Raw genomic sequence first — 19,975 nt, forward strand, 5'->3', positions numbered from 1 at the left:
AGGTCGACCGGCGCGTCATAGTGGGCGGTAGGACGCTGGTCCGCCGGGTCCGTTGTGCCTGAACTGATATCGCGTTCACGCAGGTCAGCGTGGGTGCGGCGGGACTGTCGGTGGCTGGTGCTTGAGTGGGTGCATGCTGATCGAGACGGACCTCGCGGGTGGTCCGGTTCGGGTGGATGACCTGGACCGGGACTCGGTGCTGTGGTTCGCCGAGCAGGCCAAGGCACGCGAGGCCGCGGCGGCGTTGGCGGTGCTGCACGCGACGATCCGCTGGTGCGAGACCAACACCGTCGAGGACCCGAAGTGGGCGGCGGGGTTCGGGGAGGTCGGCGGCGACCTGGACTGCCCGGAGAAGATCGGTGGCGACGGGCGACCGATGGTCGCGGCGTTCTCCGCCGAACCCCTCGCCGCGGCGATGGAGATCTCCACGACCGCCGCCCTGACCCTGATGGCCGATGCGCTCGAGCTGGCGCACCGGCTGCCGCGGGTGATGGCACGAGTCGAGGCCCTCGAGGTACCGGTGTGGCGCGCACGCAGCATCGCCCAAGCCACGTCCTCGCTCTCACCCGAGGCGGCGGCCTACGTCGACGCCGAGATCGCCTCCCGCGCCCACCGAGTCGGGCCCGTGGTGCTGGCCCGGCTGGTCGAGACCGCCCGGGCTCGCTACGACACCGACGCCCACGAAGAGGCCGAAGAGTCCGCGCGGGAGTCGTGGGACGTGACGCTGACCCACGGCGACGGCCGCGACCAGCGGTGGTTGGGGACCTCGTGGATGGAGATCACCGGCGACACCGCCACCCTGGCCGACCTCCACGACCTGGTGGGGCGTACTGCCCACGACCTGCTGGCCATCCACCCCGACCTGCCCCTGGCCCGGCGCCGGGTGCTGGCGCTGCAGGTCATCGTCGACCGGGCCCGCGCCCACGGCGACAGCCCCGCACCGAGCCGGCCGTACAAGGCCTACGTGCACCTGACCGCGACCCCCGAGGGTGACATCGCACCCCTGGGGCGGGTGGAGGACCTCGGCCCCGCGACCAGTGCGATGATCCGTGACTGGCTCACCGGCGCCCGGGTGACGGTGACGCCGGTGCTCGACCCCGACCGCGGCGACCCCGTCGATGCCCACGACCCGCCGGAGTGGATGCGCGAGCTGGTCGTCCAGCGCGACCAGCACTGCGTCTTCCCCGACTGCCGCCGCCCCGCCAGGCGCTGCGACCTCGACCACATCAGTACCTGCATCGACCCCGCCCACGGCGGACCACCCGGCCAGACACATCCCGGCAACCTCGCCCCCTTGTGCAGACGACATCACCGGGCCAAGACCACCACCGACCCCACCAAGCAGTGGCGCTACCGACGCATGGACCACGGCCACTACACCTGGACCGGACCCCAGGACCAACGACTCGTCGTCGTCCCCGGCATCGGCACCTACTCACCCCTCTAAGAGGAGGGGAGGGGCTACTGACGACCCATCATCCCGGCCTGCGACACCCCGGCGCGCGTGCCCGCTTCGGCCTTGGCGACGCTGGTCAGCCACCCCGACGTCGATGCGTTCGCCGTCGAGCTCCACGAGTGCATCGCCGCGTCGTCGGCGGCGTACCAGGGCACGTAGCGGTCGCCCACCCGCACCTGGCGCACGTCGGGCGCCTCGCCGTCGTCGAGGCGCACCGCGTCGTTGCGGCAGACCTCCACCTCGCGCTCGGTGCCGTGCGGGGGAGTCCACGACACCGTCGTGACCGCCGGGCCGTGCTGGGGGTTGAAGAAGCACGGGCCGCGACGCTCCGGCAACGGCTCGTCGGCCCGCAGCGCCAGCACCGCCGCCCGGGCGTAGCGCCCCTTGTTCAACAGCTCCTCGACCGAGCCGACCTCCTGCACCGTCGACGCCCCCTCCAGCGCCGCCGCGGCCGCGGCGTACGCATCGAGCGCCTCCTGGTGGAAGTCGCGCACCTCGTGGCTGTGCGAGCCCTCGAGGTCGACGTCGAGCTCGGCGACCTGCTCACCGAGCACCGTCACGTCCTCGCGCGCCAACCGCCTGGCCGAGCGGAACTCCTCGGCCGCCTGCAGCTCCCGCTCACGACGATCCCGACGGGCTCCCCACGGTGTCCTCATGCCTCCTCTTTACCCTGCGTCCCCGATCTCATGCACCCCGGGCCACCGGCCAGCAGACCAGCGTGCGCCACTGCTGCGGGTCCGGCTCGGCCTCCGGGTCGCTCAGGTAGGACTCCCACGGCGGCCCCGCCGGCACCATGCCCTGCTCGCCCATCCACGACTCCATCGCGGCGTACGTCTCGACGACCTTGTCGTAGGGGCCCGTGTGCAGCGCCTGCGCCACCTCGCCTCCTGGCAGCAGCAGGTCGTGCACCCCCTCCGCCTCGCCCGTGCCGCCCGTGGCCCCCGTCGCCGCCGAGACCGGGAAGCCCGCCTCGACCTCCACCGTCTCGCCCGGCATCGACGGGAACAGCCCGAACGGTGGGCCGACCAGGTCGACCCCCGCCGCCGCGGCCGCCGCCGGCACCGCCGAGAAGGCCCGCCCGAAGAGGCTCGGCAGGTCGGGCGGTGCGACGTCGCCGTGCACGGCGAGCGCGGGCTGCGGCGCCAGGGTGACGATCTCGACCGGTGAGGTGACCATGCTCCAGCCTGCGCCTCGGGATCTCCCAAGACAACCAACCTGCGCCACCGCGCGTCGTACGCTGCACACTCCCGTCTCGAGAGGGCCCCCCATGCCCCGTCGCACCGCGCTGCTCGCGCTCCCGCTGGCCGCGCTCCTGGCTACCGCCCCCACCACCCTCACCAGCACCGCCTCCGCCGCCCCCGAGCGCGACGAGCGCGCCGCCGACGTGGTGCTCGAGGGCCGCGGCTTCGGCCACGGCAAGGGCCTCTCGCAGTACGGCGCCCGGGCCGCGGCCGCGCAGGGCCGCACCCACCAGGAGATCCTCGACTTCTACTACCCGGGCACCCAGCGCGGCGGCGTCGCCGGCGACGTCGAGGTGCTGATCAGCGCCGACACCACCACCGACGTCAAGGTCCGGCCCGCCCGCGGTCTGCGGGTGCGCAGCGTCGCCACCGGCCGCAGCCGCTGGCTCGCGCGCCTGGCCCCCGACGCCCGCGCCTGGCGGATCACCTCGGCCACCCGAGGCCGCAGCAACGTCGAGGCCAAGGTCAAGGGCGGCTGGAGCCGCGTGCGCACCCTCGCCGGTGACGCCGAGCTGCTCGCCAAGGAGCCGCTCACCCTGCTCCTGCCCCGCGGTGCCCGGGCCACCTACCGCGGCGCGCTGCGCTCGGCCTCCACCGGCGCCGGCCGCGACCGCGACACCGTCAACGTCGTCGACTTCGAGGACTACCTGCGCGGCGTCGTGCCCGGCGAGGTCCCCGCCCTCTGGCCCACCGAGGCCGTGCGCGCCCAGGCCGTCGCCGCCCGCACCTACGCGGCGTACGAGCGCGACCACGCGCCCGCCGCCCGTCACTACGAGCTCTGCGACACCTCCGCCTGCCAGGTCTACCGCGGCGTCGACGCCGAGCACCCCGGCTCCGACGCCGCCGTGGCCGCCACCGTCGGCGTCGTCGTGACCGCCGACGGCGCCCCCGCCTTCACCCAGTTCTCCGCCAGCAACGGCGGCTGGACCCGGGCCGGCTCCTTCCCCTACCTCCAGGCCGTCGAGGACCCCTGGGACACCGCCCCCGAGGCCCAGAACCCGTACGCGCAGTGGAGCAGGACCCTCACGCCAGCCGTCCTCGAGAAGGTCTGGCCCGGCTCCGGCAGCTTCGTCTCCCTCGAGGTCGTCGCCCGCGACGGCAACGGCGCCTGGGGTGGGCGGGTGGTGCGCGTCGAGGTGACCTTCACCGGCGCCACCCGCAGCGCGACCGGCGACCAGTTCCGCAGCTGGCTGGGGCTGCGCTCCGACTGGTTCCGGCCGCAGCCCTAGGGGCCGGCTCCTAGACGACGCCGACCGTGACCCGGCCGGCCTCGACGTGCCAGCGCTGGTCGAGGCGCACCCCGGCCAGCAGCCGCCGGTCGTGCGAGACCAGCAGCAGCGCCCCGTCGTACGACGCCAGCGCCTGCTCGAGCTGCTCGATCGCCGGCAGGTCGAGGTGGTTGGTGGGCTCGTCGAGCACCAGCAGGTTGACCCCGCGCGCCTGCAGCAGCGCCATCGCCGCGCGAGTGCGCTCGCCGGGGGAGAGGCGGCCGACCACAGCGCCCACCTGGTCGGCCTTGAGGCCGAACTTCGCCAGCAGCGTGCGCACCTCGGCCTGGGTCATCTCGGGCACCGCCCGCTCGAACGCCTCACCCAGCGCCAAGTCGTGGTCGAGCCCGGTGCGGGCCTGGTCGATGACCCCCACGGCCACCGACGCCCCCAGCGACGCCGAGCCGCTGTCGGGCTCGGCCCAGCCCAGCAGCAGCCCCAGCAGCGTGGTCTTGCCGGCGCCGTTCGGCCCGGTCACGCCGATCCGGTCGCCCGCCTCGACCTGCAGCGAGACCGGCCCGAGCGTGAAGTCGCCCAGGCGACGCGTCGCCTCGTTGAGCGTGGCCACCACCGCGCTCGAGCGCGGCGCCGCCGCGATGTCGAACTGCAGGCGCCACTCCTTGCGCGGCTCCTCGACCTCGTCGAGCCGGGCGATGCGCGACTCCATCTGCCGCACCTTCTGCGCCTGCTTCTCCGAGGACTCCGTGGCCGCCTTGCGCCGGATCTTGTCGTTGTCGGGGCTCTTCTTCATCGCGTTGCGCACGCCCTGCGAGCTCCACTCGCGCTGGGTGCGCGCCCGCGCCACCAGGTCGGCCCGGGTGCCGGCGTACTGCTCGTAGGCCTCGCGGGCGTGGCGCCGGGCGACCTCGCGCTCCTCGAGGAACGCCTCGTAGCCGCCGTCGTAGACGCTGACCTGGCCCTGGGCCAGGTCGAGCTCGACGACCCGGGTCACGCACCGGGCCAGGAACTCGCGGTCGTGCGAGACCAGCACCACCCCGCCCCGCAGCCCCTGCACGAAGGCCTCGAGCCGGGCCAGCCCGTCGAGGTCGAGGTCGTTGGTCGGCTCGTCGAGCAGCACCACGTCGAAGCGGCTCAGCAGCAGCGCCGCCAGCGCCGCGCGCGCCGCCTGCCCGCCCGACAGCGCGGTCATCGGCGTGGCGATGTCGACGTCGAGGCCGAGGTCGGCCAGCACCGGGCCGAGCCGGTCCTCCAGGTCGGGGGCGCCGCTGCCCAGCCAGCGGTCGAAGGCCACGCCGTAGGCGTCGTCGGCGCCGGGCTCGCCCGAGCCGAGCGCGCCGGCGGTGCGCTCCATCTCGGCGGTGGCCTCGGCCGCGCCCGTACGCCGGGCGACGTACTGCGCGACCGTCTCGCCCGGCACCCGCTCGTGCTCCTGCGGCAACCAGCCCACGAAGGCGTCCCTCGGCGCGCAGGCGACGCTGCCGGCGAGCGGTGTCGTGGCGCCGGCCAGCAGCCGCAGCAGCGTGGACTTGCCGGCACCGTTGGCGCCGACCACCCCGACCACGTCACCGGGGGCGACGGTCAGGTCGAGTCCCTCGAAGAGCACCCGGTGGCCGTGGCCGCCGGACAGGTCCTTGGCGACGAGGGTGGCGCTCACGGGCCGAGCGTAGGCCATCGCCGTCGAACTACAGATCTGTAGTTCCTCGCGGTCGATTGCACACCGCTGTGGCCCGTGGTGCGATGGGGGCTGGTGTGGTCACTCCAGCCACATCCTTCCCCCTCGTTCGGTGTCTTCCGGGAGTCCTCCATGCGCGCTGCGCCGCTCTGCCTGCGGGCAGTGCTGCTGCCCGCGCTCGCCCTCGCCCTGGTGTCGGTCGGCGCGCCCCCGGCCGTGGCCGCGAAGGACTCCTGGAAGGTGCCCGCGAAGGCGAGCATCACCGTGCGCGGCCACGGCTTCGGGCACGGCCACGGCATGTCGCAGCACGGCGCCGAGGGCGCGGCGCGACGCGGGCTGAGCGCCGCGAAGATCCTGGACTTCTACTACCCGGGCACCACCGCGGGGAAGCGCGGCGGACGGGTCAGCGTGCTGATCTCGGCCGACACCACCGACGACCTCGTGGTCCGCAGCCGCGACGGGCTGCGCGTGCGCGACCTCGGCTCCGGCGCCACCACCCGGCTGCCGACGAAGATCGGCGGCCGCACGCCCGCGCTGTGGCGGGTGCGGCAGAACCACCGCGACCGCACCCGCGTCTCGTGGCGCACCTCCGCCGGCGGCAAGGGCTCCTGGACCAAGTGGCGCGACCTCAAGGGCCACGGCGAGCTCAGCGCCGGCAACGCGCCGGTCACCCTGGTCACCCCCTCCGGCGACCGCGCCTACCGCGGCCGGCTGCGCGCGCTGCCGCCCAGCGCCGGCTCGAAGGCACGCGACACCGTCAACAAGCTGCGCCTCGACGACTACCTGCGCGGCGTCGTGCCGCTCGAGATCCCCGCGTCGTGGAGCCCGGCCGCCGTGCGCGCCCAGGCGGTCGCCGCCCGCAGCTACGCCGTCTTCGAGCGGCGCACCCCGCGCGCGGCGCACTACCAGCTCTGCGACACCTCCTCCTGCCAGGTCTACGGCGGGGTGCGCGCCGAGCAGCCGGGCTCCGACGCCGCCGTGCGCGCCACCGCCAAGCAGGTGCGCCTCGCCGACGGCCAGGCCGCCTTCACCCAGTTCTCCTCCAGCAGCGGCGGCTGGACCGCCGCCGGCTCGCGGTCCTACCTGCGCGCCAAGCCCGACCCGTACGACGACTGGGCCGGCAACCCGCACCACGACTGGTCGGTGACCCTCACCGACGGGCGCCTCGAGAGCGCGTTCCCCGCCGTCGGCGACCTGCGCTCGATCAAGGTCCTCGACCGCGACGGCAACGGCCAGTGGGGCGGGCGGGTGCGCTCGGTGCGCCTGGCCGGCACCCGCGGCACGGTCACGGTGAGCGGTGACGCCCTGCGCTTCGGGCTGGGGCTGAAGTCGCCGTGGGTGACGTTCCGGGTGCGCGCGCGCTGAGCGCGGCCCGCGGCACGACCGACCGCACGAGCAGGCCCACCAGCAGCGCCCAGAAGGCCGCGCCCACGCCCAGCACCGTGACGCCGCTGGCGGCCACCACCAGGCAGGCCACCGCCGCCACCCGCTCGGCCGGGTCGGCCAGGGCGTCGGCCAGCGACACGGCCAGGGTGCCCAGCAGGGCCAGCCCGGCGGCCGCCTGCACCACCCCGTCGGGCGCCGCGGTGACCAGCGCGGTCAGGCCGGCCGCGGCGGCGGCCAGCACCAGGTAGGTCACCGCGGCCCCGGCCGCGCCCCGCCACCGCTGCGACCGGTCGGCGCCGCCCTCGGGCCCGGCCACCATCGCCGCGGTGATCGCGGCGAGGTTGACCGCGTGCCCGCCCAGCGGTGCGGCCAGGGCGGTGCCGAGGCCGGTGACCACCATCGTCTCGCGCCACGGCACGCGGTAGCCGTTGCCGGCCATCACCGCGACGCCCGGCACGTTCTGCGAGGCCATCGTGACCACGTAGAGCGGCAGCGCGATGCCGACCAGCGCGGGCACGCTCCACGTCGGGGTGGTCCAGGCCAGCGCGGGCGTCGCGTCGGCCAGAGCGACCTCGCCCGCGGTCTCGACCAGCACCACGACCAGCGCCACCACCAGCGAGGCCGGCACCGCCCAGCGCGGGAAGAGCCGCTGCCCGACCAGCCAGGCCAGCACCACCGGGCCGACGAGCAGCGGCGCGGCGGCCACGCCCAGCACCGGCTCGAGGCAGATCGGCAGCAGCACCCCGGCCAGCATCGCCCGGGCCAGGCTCGGGGGGATCCGCGCCACCAGGTCGCCCAGGGCCGGCACCAGCCCGGTCAGCGCGATCAGCGCCGCGGTGGCCAGGAACGCCCCCACCGCCGCCGACCAGCCGCCGGCGACGGCGCCGGTCGAGACCAGCAGCGCCGCCCCGGGCGTCGACCAGGCCAGCGAGAGCGGGGTGCGGTGGCGCACCGCCAGCCACGCCATGCCCAGCGCCTGGGCCACGCACAGCGCCAGCAGCCCCGACGCCGCCTGGGCCGGGGTCGCGCCCACCGCGGCCAGGCCGGTCAGCACGACCACGAAGGAGCTGCTGAAGCCGACGACGGCCGCGACCACGCCGGCCACGACGGGGGAGTGGTCTTGGGACATGCCGTGCCTCCCGGGGAGTACCGTTCTGTTTGTGGAACGATCCTACGACGCCGGCGCCTCGGCCGGGGCCCGCATCCGCCTGCTGCGCAGCGAGCGCGGGTTCTCGCTGAGCGCCCTGGCCGCCGCGGCCGGCATCGGCAAGGGCACCCTCTCCGAGCTCGAGGGCGGCCGGCGCAACCCCACGCTCGAGACCCTGTACGCCGTCGCCGGCCCGCTCGGCGTACCCCTCGCGGCCCTGCTCGAGGACCACGACGGCGCCACCGCGGCCGACGAGGCGCTCACCGCCCGCCGGCTGCACGTGGCGACCGAGCACGGCACCACCACCGAGGTCTACCTGGTGCAGGTCGCGCCGGGCCGCACCCGGCGCTCCCCGGCGCACGCGCGCGGCGCCCACGAGCAGCTCGTGGTGCTCACCGGCCACTGTCGCCTCGACGTCGACGGGGCCGTCGTCGAGCTGGGGCCGGGCGAGCACCACGCCTGGGCCGCCGACGTGCCGCACTCCTACGCCGCTGGCCCCGCGGGGTTCAGCGGCGTCGACGTGATCCGCACGCCGGGCTGAGGGCCGGCTGAGGCTCAGGCCAGCACGACCACCAGGTCGCCGCCCTCGACGGCCTGGGTGCCGCCCAGCGCCACCCGCTCGACCGTGCCGGCGACCGGGGCGGTGATCGCGGCCTCCATCTTCATCGCCTCGATCGTGGCCAGCGTCTCGCCGGCGGCCACCTGCTGGCCCTGCTCGACCACCACCGTGACGACCCCCTGGAACGGGGCGGCGACCTGGCCGGGCACGCCCGGGTCAGCCTTCTCGGCGGCCGCGACCTCAGAGGCCACCGAGGTGTCGCGCACGCTCACGGGCCGCATCTGGCCGTTGAGCAGCGCCATCACCGTGCGGTAGCCGCGCTCGTCGGGCTCGCTGATCGACTGCACGCCCAGCAGCAGGGTCTTGCCCTCGTCGAGCTCGACCTCGTGCTCCTCGCCCTGGCGCAGGCCGTAGAGGTAGTCCATGGTCGAGAGCACCGACACGTCGCCGTAGGTCTCGCACGACTCCAGGTAGCTCGTCGTCGGGCCGGGGAAGAGCAGCTCGTTGAGCGCGCGGCGGCGCTGCGCGGAGGAGCCCGCCAGCCGCTCGGCGTCCTCGGGCGAGAGCTCCTCGGCCGGCGGCGTCCACGACCGGCCCTCGAGCGCCCGGGTGCGGAACGGCTCGGGCCAGCCGCCCGGCGGGTCGCCGAGCTCGCCGTTGAGGAAGCCGATGACCGAGTCGGGGATGTCGTAGGAGCCGGGGTCGGCCGCGAACTCCGCGGGGTCGGCGCCCAGGCCGACCAGCGACAGCGCCAGGTCGCCGATCACCTTCGACGACGGGGTCACCTTGGGCACGTTGCCGAGGATGTCGTTGGCGGCGGCGTACATGTCCTCGACCTGCTCGAACTTCTCGCCCAGGCCGAGCGCGATCGCCTGCTGGCGCAGGTTGGAGAGCTGGCCGCCGGGGATCTCGTGGCGGTAGACCCGACCGGTCGGGGCGCTGAGCCCCGACTCGAAGGGCGCGTAGACGCGGCGGGTCGCCTCCCAGTAGGGCTCCAGGGCGTTGACCGCGGCCAGGGACAGGCCGGTGGGGCGCTCGGAGTGGTCGGTGGCCGCGACCAGCGCGGCCAGCGAGGGCTGCGAGGTGGTGCCGGCCATCGACGCGGTGGCCGCGTCGACGGCGTCGACCCCCGCGTCGATCGCGGCGGTCAGGGTGGCCAGCTGGCCACCGGTGGTGTCGTGGGTGTGCAGGTGCACCGGCAGGTCGAAGCGCTCGCGCAGGGCGGTGACCAGGGTGCGCGCCGCCGGGGCCCGCAGCAGCCCGGCCATGTCCTTGATCGCCAGCACGTGCGCTCCGGCGTCGACGATCCGCTCGGCCAGGCGCAGGTAGTAGTCGAGGGTGTAGAGCTGCTCGCCGGGGTCGGAGAGGTCGCCGGTGTAGCACAGCGCCACCTCGGCCACGGCCGTGCCGGTGGCGCGCACCGCGTCGATCGCCGGGCGCATCTGCTCGACGTCGTTGAGGGCGTCGAAGATGCGGAAGACGTCGAGCCCGGTCGTCGCCGCCTCCGCCACGAACGCGTCGGTGACCGACGTGGGGTACGGCGTGTAGCCCACGGTGTTGCGCCCGCGCAGCAGCATCTGCAGGCACACGTTGGGCACCGCCTGGCGCAGCTGGGCCAGGCGCTCCCAGGGGTCCTCGGAGAGGAAGCGCAGCGCGACGTCGTACGTCGCCCCGCCCCAGCACTCCAGCGACCACAGCTCGGGGGTGGTGCGGGCGACGTGGGGCGCCACGGTGAGCAGGTCGCGGGTGCGCACCCGGGTGGCCAGCAGCGACTGGTGGGCGTCGCGGAAGGTGGTGTCGGTGACGGCCACCTCGCGCTGCTCGCGCAGCGCCCGCGCGAAGCCCTCGGGGCCCAGGCGCAGCAGCGCCTGGCGGCTGCCGTCGGGCGCCGGCACCGCGAGGTCGGTCGGCGGCAGCTTGACGGCCGGGTCGAGGCTGACCGGGGCCGGGCCGTGCGGCTGGTTGACGGTCACCTCGGCGAGGTAGGTCAGCAGCTTGGTGCCGCGGTCGCCCGAGCCGCGCGCCGAGAGCAGCTCGGGGTGGGTCTCGATGAAGGAGGTGGTGACCCGTCCGGCCGCGAAGTCGGGGTCGTCGAGCACGGCCTGCAGGAAGGGGATGTTGGTGGCCACGCCGCGGATGCGGAACTCGGCCACGGCCCGCCGCGCCTTCTCGACGGCCTTGTCGAAGGTCCGGCCCCGGCAGGTGAGCTTGGCCAGCATCGAGTCGAAGTGCGCCGAGACCTCGGCGCCGGTGTAGACGGTGCCGCCGTCGAGACGCACCCCGCCGCCGCCGGGGGAGCGGTAGGTGGTGATCTGGCCGGTGTCGGGGCGGAAGCCGTTGGAGGGGTCCTCGGTGGTGATCCGGCACTGCAGGGCGGCGCCGCGCAGCACCAGCGTGTCCTGCGAGAGCCCCAGGTCGGCCAGGGTCTCGCCCGAGGCGATGCGCAGCTGGGCCTGCACCAGGTCGACGTCGGTGACCTCCTCGGTGACCGTGTGCTCGACCTGGATGCGCGGGTTCATCTCGATGAAGCAATAGTTCCCGTCGGGGTCGAGGAGGAACTCCACGGTGCCGGCGTTGCGGTAGCCGATCTCGCGGGCGAAGCGCACGGCGTCGGCGCACATCCGCTCGCGCAGCTCGGGGTCGAGGTTGGGCGCCGGGGCGATCTCGATGACCTTCTGGTGGCGCCGCTGCACCGAGCAGTCGCGCTCGAAGAGGTGCACCACGTCGCCGGCGCCGTCGGCCAGCACCTGCACCTCGATGTGGCGGGGCTCGACCACGGCCTGCTCGATGAAGACGGTCGGGTCGCCGAAGGCGGCCTCGCCCTCGCGCATGCAGGTCTCGACCGCCTCGCGCAGCTTGTCGGGGTCGTCGACGCGGCGCATGCCGCGCCCGCCACCACCGGCCACGGCCTTGACGAAGAGCGGGTAGGGCAGCTCCTCGGCGGCGGCCACCAGGGAGTCGACGTCGGTGGACGGCTCGACGGAGGCCAGCGTCGGCACGCCGGCGGCCTTGGCCGCGGCGATCGCCCGGGCCTTGTTGCCGGTCAGCTCGAGGACCTCGCTGGTGGGGCCGACGAAGGTGATGCCGGCCGCGGCGCAGGCCTCGGCCAGGCCGGGGTTCTCGGAGAGGAAGCCGTAGCCGGGGTAGACCGCGTCGGCACCCGCTCGCACCGCGACGTCGACGATCGCCTGGGGGTCGAGGTAGGCGCGCACCGGGTGGCCGCGCTCGCCGATCTCGTAGGCCTCGTCGGCCTTGAGCCGGTGCTCGGACCAGCGGTCCTCGTGGGGGAAGACCGCGACGGTGCGCGCCCCGAGCTCGTAGGCGGCGCGGAACGCACGCACCGCGATCTCGCCCCGGTTGGCCACCAGCACCTTGGAGAACATGCCCCGCAACCTATCGAGACCCGGGCCCGGGCGTCGGGGTGTCTCAGGCGCGGAACTCAGCCACGGAACTGGGCCAGCAGGTCGGGCGTGGCCGCAGCGGCGAGCTCGACCGCCACGCCCTCGGGCACGTCGGGCACCACGACCCGCTGCCGTCCACCGGCCGTGGTGGCCACCAGCGTGGTCAGCCCCGCCCGGCGCTGGAACCACGAGTCCTGCAGGTTCCAGCCGATGACGTGCTCGACGCCCAGCACGTCGCGCCGGCAGGTCAGGCTGCCGCTCTGCGCGACCAGGCGACCGCCGAGCAGGGCGTGGCCCAGGGTGCGGGAGCGGTCCAGCGCCAGCAGCGCGCCGGCGACGGGCGCCAGCACCGCCACCCCCAGCAGCCACGCGCCGATCCCGGTCTGCGCGACGACGACCACCGCCGCCACGGTGACGGCCAGCGCGGGCACCAGCGCCCGCACCCAGCGGCGTCGTACGGCGGCGGGGCCGTGGGGCCGCAGCGGCGCGGCGGCCGGGGCGTGGTCGCCCAGCACCTCGCCGGCCACCCCGACGACGACGGCGCGCGGGGCCGGCGGCACCAGCTCCATCTGCGACTGGCCCTCGCCCTGCAGGCCGGTGACGATGCTGGAGAGCCGGGCGGCGCCGGCCAGGCGCAGGTTGACCGGCTGGGCGATGGAGACCCCGGCCAGGCGGGCGTCGTCGACGCTGGTCTCGCGGGTGGTGGTCAGGCCGCGGCGCAGGTGCCAGCTGCCGTGCTCGTGGGTCAGCGTCAGGCCCCAGTTGGCGACCAGGTAGCCGCCGACGGCCAGCACCGAGACCGCGACCGCCAGCGCCAGCAGCGCCGCGACCACCATGGCGACACCGGCCACCGCGAGGTCGCCCGCGTCGAGGGGCAGGGGGAGCTGGGTCAGCGCCGTCAGCAGCGCACCGGCGATCGCCAGCCCGGCGCTCGTCAGGGGTGCGTAGCGGCTCCAGGTCGGGTCGAGGCGCAGCACCGGGCGTGCCGGCGTGGCCTCTGCCTCGAAGCCGGCCTCGGCCGCGGGCCCGGCTGGCTCGTCGGTGGGCGCGGCCGCGCTCTCGCGCAGCAGCTGGGCGCGCAGCTCGCGGGCCGGGCCGGCGCGCAGCCCGTCGAGGTCGAGGTCCTGCTCGCTGGCGCCGGTGCCGATGCGCACGGTGGCCAGGTCGAGGACCCGCTGGATCAACGAGGCCGAGGTGTCGACGGTGCGGACCCGGTCGAGCCGGGCGGCCAGCAGGTGGCGCTGCAGCAGCCCGCGACGCAGCTCGACGCGTCCGTCGTGGATCCGGTACGCGGTCGTCAGGTAGCGCAGCACGCCCAGCGCGACCGGGACCAGCACGCCCAGCAGCTCCCAGCGCAGGCCGAAGCCGCCGCCGGAGGTGGAGCCGAAGACCGCCACGCCGATGAGGACCGGCATGAAGCGCAGCACCTCGCGCACCGGGTGGACCAGCAGCATCCGGCGGTCCAGGCGCTGCCAGTCCGCGCTCACCGCCGGCCCTCGCTCACGTCGCGTCCCCGGCGACCGCGTCGGCCTTCTCGGTCAGCTCGGCGACCAGCTGCTCGGCGGTGCGCCGGTCGAGGCCCGCCACCGAGAGCGCCCCGGCGGCCGAGGCGGTCGTGACGGTGACGTTGGCCAGCCCGAAGAGCCGTTCCACCGGGCCCTGGTTCCAGTCGACCGTCTGGATCCGCGACATCGGGGCCACCCGGCGCTCGCGCGACCACCAGCCGGTCTGGGTGTAGACGGCCGTCTCGGTGACCTCCCAGCGGTGCACCCGGTAGCGCCACGCGGGCACCACGGCGACGTACGTCGCGTCGAGCAGCACCAGCGGCGTGATCATCCACCAGCGCAGGTCGAAGAGGCCCAGGACCGGACCGAGCACGACGACGAGGGCCACCAGGGCGACGGCCTCGATCGTCGCGGTGGTGACCCACATCGTGCGGGCCCGCGGGTGGAGCCGGTGCAGCGGCGGGCGCAGGCCGGTCGTGGCGATCAGCCCTTCAGCTCGCAGATGACCTCGCCGTTGGTGACGGTCACGCCCACCTCGGCCTTCAGCCCGGTCACCGTGCCCGCCTTGTGCGCCTTGAGGGGCTGCTCCATCTTCATCGCCTCGATGACCACGACGGTCTCGCCCTCGGCGACCTCCTGGCCCTCCTCGACGACGACCTTGACCACGGTGCCCTGCATCGGGCTGGTCACGGCGTCGCCACTGGCGGCCGCACCGGACTTCTTGCCCTTGGCCCGCTTGGGCTTCTTGGCCGCGCCGGCGGACGCACCGCCGCCGAGACCGCCGATGCCCGCGGGCACGACGACCTCGAGGCGCTTGCCGCCGACCTCGACGACCACGGTCTGGCGCTCCTCGGGCTCCTCGGCCTCGGCCGAGTCGCCCGAGTAGGGCTCGATCTGGTTGTCGAACTCGGTCTCGATCCACTGCGTGTAGACGTCGAAGGATCCCTCGCCGCTCGGGTTCGAGGCGCCGACGTACGCCGGGTCGGTGAGCACCGCGCGGTGGAAGGGGATGACGGTCGGCATGCCGTCGACCACGAACTCCTCCAGGGCCCGGCGCGAGCGCTCGATGGCCTGGGTGCGGTCGCGGCCGGTGACGATCAGCTTGGCGATGAGGGAGTCGAAGGATCCCGGGACGGTCTGGCCGTTCTCGTAGCCGCCGTCGACGCGGACGCCGGGGCCCTGCGGCGGGGACCACGCCGACAGGGTGCCGGGCGCGGGCATGAAGTTGCGCCCGCCGTCCTCGGCGTTGATGCGGAACTCGATGGAGTGCCCGCGGATCTCGGGGTCGTCGTAGCCGAGCTCCTCGCCGGCGGCGATGCGGAACATCTCGCGCACCAGGTCGATGCCGGTGACCTCCTCGGAGACGCAGTGCTCGACCTGGAGACGGGTGTTGACCTCGAGGAAGGAGATGGTGCCGTCCTGGGCGACCAGGAACTCGCAGGTGCCGGCGCCGTAGTAGCCGGCCTCGCGCAGGATGCGCTTGGAGGACTCGTAGAGCTCGTCGAGCTGCTCGTCGCTGAGGAACGGCGCGGGGGCCTCCTCGACCAGCTTCTGGTTGCGGCGCTGCAGGGAGCAGTCGCGGGTGGAGACCACCACGACGTTGCCGTGCTGGTCGGCCAGGCACTGGGTCTCGACGTGGCGCGGCTTGTCGAGGAACTTCTCGACCAGGCACTCGCCGCGGCCGAACGCGCTGACCGCCTCGCGGACCGCCGACTCGAAGGCGTCGGGGATCTCCTCGAGGGTGCGGGCCACCTTGAGGCCACGACCGCCACCGCCGAAGACGGCCTTGATGGCCACCGGCAGGCCGGCCTCCTTGGCGAAGGCCACGACCTCGTCGGCGTCGGCGACGGGGTCCTTGGTGCCCGGCGCGAGCGGCGCCTGGGCCTTGTCGGCGATGTGCTTGGCCTTGGCCTTGTCGCCCAGCGCCTCGATGGCCGCGGGGGGCGGGCCGATCCAGGTCAGCCCGGCGTCCATGACGGCCTGGGCGAAGTCGGCGTTCTCGGCCAGGAAGCCGTAGCCGGGGTGCACCGAGTCGGCGCCCGCCTTCTGGGCCACGGCGATGATCTTGGCGATGTCGAGGTAGGAGTCGGCCGGCGTCGCGCCGCCCAGGGAGTGCGCCTCGTCGGCCATCCGCACGAAGATCGCGTCGCGGTCGGGCTCGGCGTACACGGCGACGCTGCCGATGCCGGCGTCCTTGCAGGCCCGGATGACCCGGACCGCGATCTCGCCACGGTTGGCGATGAGGACCTTCTGCAACGGCTTGACTTGCGACACCCTGGCTCCTGACTCACGACGGCACGGTGTCCCGGAGTCTAGGGGTAGCCGGGACCGGCGTGACCGGTGCCTCGCGACGTGGACTCAGCCACAGGGGTGTGATGCGGGGCACCGTGCGGACGATAGTCATGCGGGGTCCGTCCACCCACGAACTCGGAGGCCCCCCGTGCTGGACGTCCTCTCCCGCGAGCGCATCGTCGCCCGCCCCGGCTACTCCCGCTGGCTGATCCCGCCTGCCGCGCTGGCGGTGCACCTGTCCATCGGTCAGGTCTACGCCACCAGCGTCTACAAGAGCGCGCTGGTCCAGCACTTCGACACGACCCTGACCCAGGTCGGCTTCGTGTTCTCGCTGGCGATCGTGATGCTGGGCCTCTCGGCCGCGCTCTTCGGCACCTGGGTCGACCGCAACGGTCCGCGGGCCGCGATGGTCGTCGCCGCGCTCTTCTGGTCCTCGGGCTTCCTGGTGGCCGCGCTGGGCATCAGCGCCGGCCAGCTGTGGCTGGTCTACCTGGGCTACGGCGTGCTCGGCGGCATCGGCCTGGGCATCGGCTACATCTCGCCGGTCTCGACGCTGATCAAGTGGTTCCCCGACCGCCCGGGCCTGGCCACCGGCATGGCGATCATGGGCTTCGGTGGCGGCGCGATGGTGGCGAGCCCGGCGAGCGGGCGGCTGATGGCGCTCTACGACTCCGGCTACGACTCCTCCGACCCGGGCTCGGTGGCCAGCGGCGGCGCCGTCGCCGCGCTGTTCGTGACCCTGGGGCTGGTCTACCTGGCCTTCATGCTGTTCGGTGCCCTGATCGTGCGGGTGCCGGCCGACGACTGGGCGCCCGAGGGCTACGACCCCTCGGAGAAGAAGCAGCAGAAGATGGTCACCGACGCCTCGGTCTCGGCGAACACCGCGATCCGCACCCCGCAGTTCTGGCTGCTGTGGACGGTGCTCTTCTGCAACGTCACCGCCGGCATCGGCATCCTCGAGCAGGCCTCGCCGATGATCCAGGACTTCTTCCGCGAGGGCGGCTCCTCCACGGTGAGCGCCGCTGCGGCCGGCGGCTTCGTGGGGGTGCTCTCGATCTGCAACATGGCCGGGCGCTTCGTGTGGTCCTCGACCTCCGACAAGGTGGGCCGCAAGCCGATCTACATGGTCTACCTCGGGGTCGGCGTGGCCCTCTACCTCGCGCTGGCGCTGGGCGGCTCGGGCTCCATCGTGCTGTTCGTGGCCCTGGCCGGCGTCATCATCAGCTTCTACGGAGGCGGCTTCGCGACGGTCCCGGCCTACCTGCGCGACCTGTTCGGCACCTTCCAGGTCGGCGCCATCCACGGCCGCCTGCTGACCGCCTGGTCGGCGGCGGGCGTGGCGGGCCCGCTGATCATCAACGCCTTCCTCGACGCCCAGGGCGAGCCGGGCAAGCTGGTGTCCGGCGACTACCGCCCGGCGCTGCTGACCATGGTCGGCGTGCTCGTGGTCGGCTTCCTGGCCAACCTGGCGATCCGCCCGGTGGCCGAGAAGTACCACGAGCCCGAGACCCGCACCGACAAGGAGACGAGCGACGCATGAGCGAGCAGAAGCAGGACCACGCCCAGAACCAGGCACAGGGCCACTCCGAGAACCACACCGTGAGCATCGCGGTGTCGTGGGGCCTGGTGGGCATCCCGCTGGCCTACGGCCTGGTGGAGACGCTGCGCCGGGCGGCCAACCTCTTCTCGGGTTAACAATCGTTAACCACGTGGGTAGCATGGCGCTCATGACGAGCACCGGTTTCGAGCTGTCCCGCGAGCACGAGGAGTTCCGCGCCAGCGTGCGCGAGTTCGCCGCCGCCGAGATCGCGCCACACGCCGCGCAGTGGGACCGTGACCACCACTTCCCGGTCGACGTGGTGCGCAAGATGGGCGCGATGGGCCTCTTCGGCCTCACCGCTCCCGAGGAGTTCGGGGGCGCCGGTGAGGACGGCGACTTCACGAGCCTGTGCGTGGCGATCGAGGAGATCGGTCGCGTCGACCAGTCGATGGGCATCACCCTGCAGGCCGGCGTGGGCCTGGGCATCAACCCGCTGCTCACCTACGGCACCGAGGAGCAGAAGAAGCAGTGGCTGCCCGACCTGGTCGCCGGCGAGCGGCTCGCGGGCTTCGGGCTCACCGAGCCCGGGGCCGGCTCCGACGCCGGGGCCACCCGCACCAAGGCGGTGCTCGACGGTGGGGAGTGGGTCCTCGACGGGTCCAAGCAGTTCATCACCAACTCGGGCTCCGAGATCACCTCCCTGGTCACCGTCACCGCCCGCACCGGCACCCGCGAGGACGGGCGGCCCGAGATCTCCACGATCATGGTGCCGGCCGGCACGCCCGGCTTCACAGCCGAGAAGGCCTACGACAAGCTCGGCTGGCACGCCTCCGACACGCATCCGCTCAGCTTCGAGTCCTGCCGGGTGCCGGCCGAGAACCTGCTGGGCCAGCAGGGTCGCGGCTACGCGCAGTTCCTGGCCACGCTCGACGACGGCCGGGTGGCCATCTCGGCGCTCTCGGTGGGCTGCATCCAGGCCTGCCTCGACATGAGCCTGGCCTACGCCGGCGAGCGTCAGACCTTCGGCGGCCCGATCGGGCGCAAGCAGGGCGTGGCCTTCCAGATCGCCGACCTCGAGGTGATGCTGCACGCCAGCCGGATGCTCACCTACCGCGCGGCGGCGCTCAAGGACGCGGGAGCGCCCTACCGGGAGTTCAAGCAGGCCGCCGCGGTCGCCAAGCTCTACTCCACCGAGTCGGCGGTCACCGCCACCCGCATCGCCACCCAGGTCTTCGGCGGGTACGGCTTCATGGAGGAGTACCCGGTGGCCCGCTTCTACCGCGACGCCAAGGTGCTCGAGATCGGGGAGGGCACCTCGGAGGTGCAGCGGATGCTCATCGCACGGGGTCTGGGCCTGCCCGTCGAGTGAGGGGCCGATAGCCTGGGCCGCATGGGTGCCCGCCGACAGCGTCTCATCGGCGAGGCCGGACGCTTCCTGGCCGTCGGCGGCCTGGCCACGATCGTGGCGCTGGTGCTCTTCAACCTGTTGGTGCACGGCTTCAACACCGGCGACCACGCGCTCCTCGACGACCGGCCGATCCTGGCCTACGTGCTGGCCAACACCGTGGGCATGGTGATCAGCTACCGCGGCACCCGGATGTGGGCCTTCCGCGACCGGCCGACGCGGCACGCCGACGGCGGCCGCTCGGCGTTCGTGGCCATCAACGTCGCGACCATGACCCTCCCCGTGCTCTGCCTCTACGTCAGCCGTGACCTGCTCGGGCTCGACGACCCGATCAGCGACAACATCTCCGCCAACGTGATCGGGCTGGCCCTCGGCGTCGCCGCGCGCTTCTGGCTCTTCCGCAGCCTGGTCTTCCGCCGCCCGATCAACCTCGGCGACATCTACCCGGCCGAGCGGGCCAGGGCGGTCGACCCCGGGGCGCCGGTCAGCCAGGCGCGGGTCCCCAGAGACCCGTCCACGAGTGGCCCAGCTCCGCCACCAGCAGTCGGAGGCGGGGCAGGCTGAGGCCCACCACGTTGTGGTGGTCACCCTCGATCCCGCTCACGAACGCCCCGCCGAGGCCGTCGATGGTGAACGCCCCCGCGACGTGCAGCGGCTCGCCGGTGGCGACGTAGGCCTCGATCTCGGCGTCGGAGACGTCGGCGAAGTGCACGGTCGTCGAGACCGTCGCCTCCGCGACCCGGCCGGTGGCGGTGTCGTGCAGGCTGTGGCCGCTGTGCAGCACGCCCGTGCGTCCGCGCATCGCCCGCCAGCGCTCGACCGCCTCCGGGGCGCCGCTGGGCTTGCCCAGCGCCCGGCCGTCGAGCTCGAGGACCGAGTCGCAGCCCAGCACCAGGGCCGCGGCCGGCACCTCCGGGCGGCCCACCACGGCCGCGGCCTTGAGCCCGGCCAGCGCGCCGGCGACGTCGACCGGGGCGAGGTCGCCGACCTGCGACTCGTCGACGCCCGAGACGACGACCACCGGCTCCACGCCGGCGCTGCGCAGGGTGGCCAGGCGGGCTGGAGAGGCGGAGCCGAGGACGAGCACGGGGGCGGGGCGGGGGGTGGGCGCGGTCACGGTGCGCCACCCTACGGCGCGGGTC

General features: G+C 74.1%; 17 protein-coding genes. 8 read left to right on the forward strand and 9 right to left on the reverse strand.

Annotated elements, in window-relative coordinates; translation table 11 throughout:
- Positions 1–133: 133 nt before the first annotated feature.
- The gene (locus JOE61_RS15770) at positions 134–1,447 is read left to right on the forward strand and encodes an HNH endonuclease signature motif containing protein (RefSeq protein ID WP_193667105.1); all 1,314 of its coding nucleotides are present in this window, start codon (positions 134–136) and stop codon (positions 1,445–1,447) included.
- 14 nt (positions 1,448–1,461) lie between these two features.
- Here the strand turns inward: JOE61_RS15770 and JOE61_RS15775 are convergent, their stop codons facing one another.
- On the reverse strand, positions 1,462–2,112 hold the full coding sequence (locus JOE61_RS15775; RefSeq protein WP_193667106.1) for a hypothetical protein: 651 nt from the start codon (positions 2,110–2,112) through the stop codon (positions 1,462–1,464).
- A 28-nt stretch (positions 2,113–2,140) separates the two neighbouring features.
- Positions 2,141–2,632, reverse strand: coding sequence for a GyrI-like domain-containing protein (locus JOE61_RS15780; RefSeq protein WP_193667107.1), 492 nt, complete (start codon positions 2,630–2,632; stop codon positions 2,141–2,143).
- A 91-nt stretch (positions 2,633–2,723) separates the two neighbouring features.
- On the opposite strand from JOE61_RS15780, the gene JOE61_RS15785 reads away from it, so the two are divergent.
- Entirely contained in the window at positions 2,724–3,926 is a 1,203-nt protein-coding gene (locus JOE61_RS15785; protein ID WP_193667108.1) for a SpoIID/LytB domain-containing protein, read from the forward strand.
- A 10-nt stretch (positions 3,927–3,936) separates the two neighbouring features.
- On the opposite strand, the gene JOE61_RS15790 is transcribed toward JOE61_RS15785, so the two are convergent.
- Positions 3,937–5,580: an ABC-F family ATP-binding cassette domain-containing protein gene (locus JOE61_RS15790; RefSeq protein WP_193667109.1), complete on the reverse strand. Its 1,644-nt coding sequence runs from the start codon at positions 5,578–5,580 to the stop codon at positions 3,937–3,939.
- Between the two features lie 150 nt (positions 5,581–5,730).
- Between JOE61_RS15790 and JOE61_RS15795 the strand changes: the two genes are divergently transcribed.
- Positions 5,731–6,963 carry a SpoIID/LytB domain-containing protein gene (locus tag JOE61_RS15795; protein ID WP_193667110.1) on the forward strand — a complete coding sequence of 411 codons (1,233 nt, stop codon included), beginning with the start codon at positions 5,731–5,733 and terminating at the stop codon, positions 6,961–6,963.
- Here JOE61_RS15795 and JOE61_RS15800 read toward each other — a convergent pair.
- Positions 6,884–8,113, reverse strand: coding sequence for a benzoate/H(+) symporter BenE family transporter (locus tag JOE61_RS15800; protein ID WP_193667111.1), 1,230 nt, complete (start codon positions 8,111–8,113; stop codon positions 6,884–6,886). The two genes, JOE61_RS15795 and JOE61_RS15800, sit on opposite strands and share 80 nt — an antisense overlap.
- 31 nt (positions 8,114–8,144) lie before the next feature.
- Between JOE61_RS15800 and JOE61_RS15805 the strand changes: the two genes are divergently transcribed.
- A complete protein-coding gene (locus JOE61_RS15805; RefSeq protein ID WP_307823051.1) occupies positions 8,145–8,672 on the forward strand; it encodes a helix-turn-helix domain-containing protein in 528 nt (175 codons plus the stop codon).
- 14 nt (positions 8,673–8,686) lie between these two features.
- Here the strand turns inward: JOE61_RS15805 and JOE61_RS15810 are convergent, their stop codons facing one another.
- Genes JOE61_RS15810 through JOE61_RS15825 form a run of 4 tightly spaced genes read right to left on the reverse strand, consistent with a single transcriptional unit; the run spans position 8,687 to position 15,870 of the window.
- On the reverse strand, positions 8,687–12,073 hold the full coding sequence (locus JOE61_RS15810) for a pyruvate carboxylase (RefSeq protein WP_193667113.1): 3,387 nt from the start codon (positions 12,071–12,073) through the stop codon (positions 8,687–8,689).
- 56 nt (positions 12,074–12,129) lie between these two features.
- On the reverse strand, positions 12,130–13,578 hold the full coding sequence (locus tag JOE61_RS15815) for a PH domain-containing protein (protein ID WP_193667114.1): 1,449 nt from the start codon (positions 13,576–13,578) through the stop codon (positions 12,130–12,132).
- Positions 13,579–13,591: 13 nt separating this feature from the next.
- Positions 13,592–14,023: a PH domain-containing protein gene (locus tag JOE61_RS15820; protein ID WP_193667115.1), complete on the reverse strand. Its 432-nt coding sequence runs from the start codon at positions 14,021–14,023 to the stop codon at positions 13,592–13,594.
- Positions 14,024–14,079: 56 nt separating this feature from the next.
- Positions 14,080–15,870, reverse strand: a complete 1,791-nt coding sequence (locus JOE61_RS15825; RefSeq protein WP_193667116.1) for an acetyl/propionyl/methylcrotonyl-CoA carboxylase subunit alpha — start codon at positions 15,868–15,870, stop codon at positions 14,080–14,082.
- A gap of 166 nt (positions 15,871–16,036) precedes the next feature.
- Here JOE61_RS15825 and JOE61_RS15830 point away from each other — a divergent pair, with 166 nt between their 5' ends.
- Genes JOE61_RS15830 through JOE61_RS15845 form a run of 4 tightly spaced genes read left to right on the forward strand, consistent with a single transcriptional unit; the run spans position 16,037 to position 19,397 of the window.
- On the forward strand, positions 16,037–17,428 hold the full coding sequence (locus JOE61_RS15830; protein WP_307823052.1) for an OFA family MFS transporter: 1,392 nt from the start codon (positions 16,037–16,039) through the stop codon (positions 17,426–17,428).
- The gene (locus JOE61_RS15835; RefSeq protein ID WP_193667118.1) at positions 17,425–17,583 is read left to right on the forward strand and encodes an MFS transporter small subunit; all 159 of its coding nucleotides are present in this window, start codon (positions 17,425–17,427) and stop codon (positions 17,581–17,583) included. Before JOE61_RS15830 ends, JOE61_RS15835 begins: the two co-directional genes overlap by 4 nt.
- Positions 17,584–17,615: 32 nt before the next feature.
- The gene (locus JOE61_RS15840; protein ID WP_193667119.1) at positions 17,616–18,797 is read left to right on the forward strand and encodes an acyl-CoA dehydrogenase family protein; all 1,182 of its coding nucleotides are present in this window, start codon (positions 17,616–17,618) and stop codon (positions 18,795–18,797) included.
- Positions 18,798–18,818: 21 nt separating this feature from the next.
- Positions 18,819–19,397 (forward strand): GtrA family protein, encoded by a 579-nt coding sequence (locus tag JOE61_RS15845; RefSeq protein ID WP_193667120.1) that lies wholly within the window; start codon positions 18,819–18,821, stop codon positions 19,395–19,397.
- Here the strand turns inward: JOE61_RS15845 and JOE61_RS15850 are convergent.
- On the reverse strand, positions 19,318–19,950 hold the full coding sequence (locus JOE61_RS15850; RefSeq protein ID WP_193667121.1) for a Maf family protein: 633 nt from the start codon (positions 19,948–19,950) through the stop codon (positions 19,318–19,320). The genes JOE61_RS15845 and JOE61_RS15850 overlap by 80 nt on opposite strands.
- Positions 19,951–19,975: the final 25 nt, after the last annotated feature.

The sequence above is a fragment of the Nocardioides salarius genome, assembly GCF_016907435.1.
GTDB lineage: Bacteria > Actinomycetota > Actinomycetes > Propionibacteriales > Nocardioidaceae > Nocardioides > Nocardioides salarius.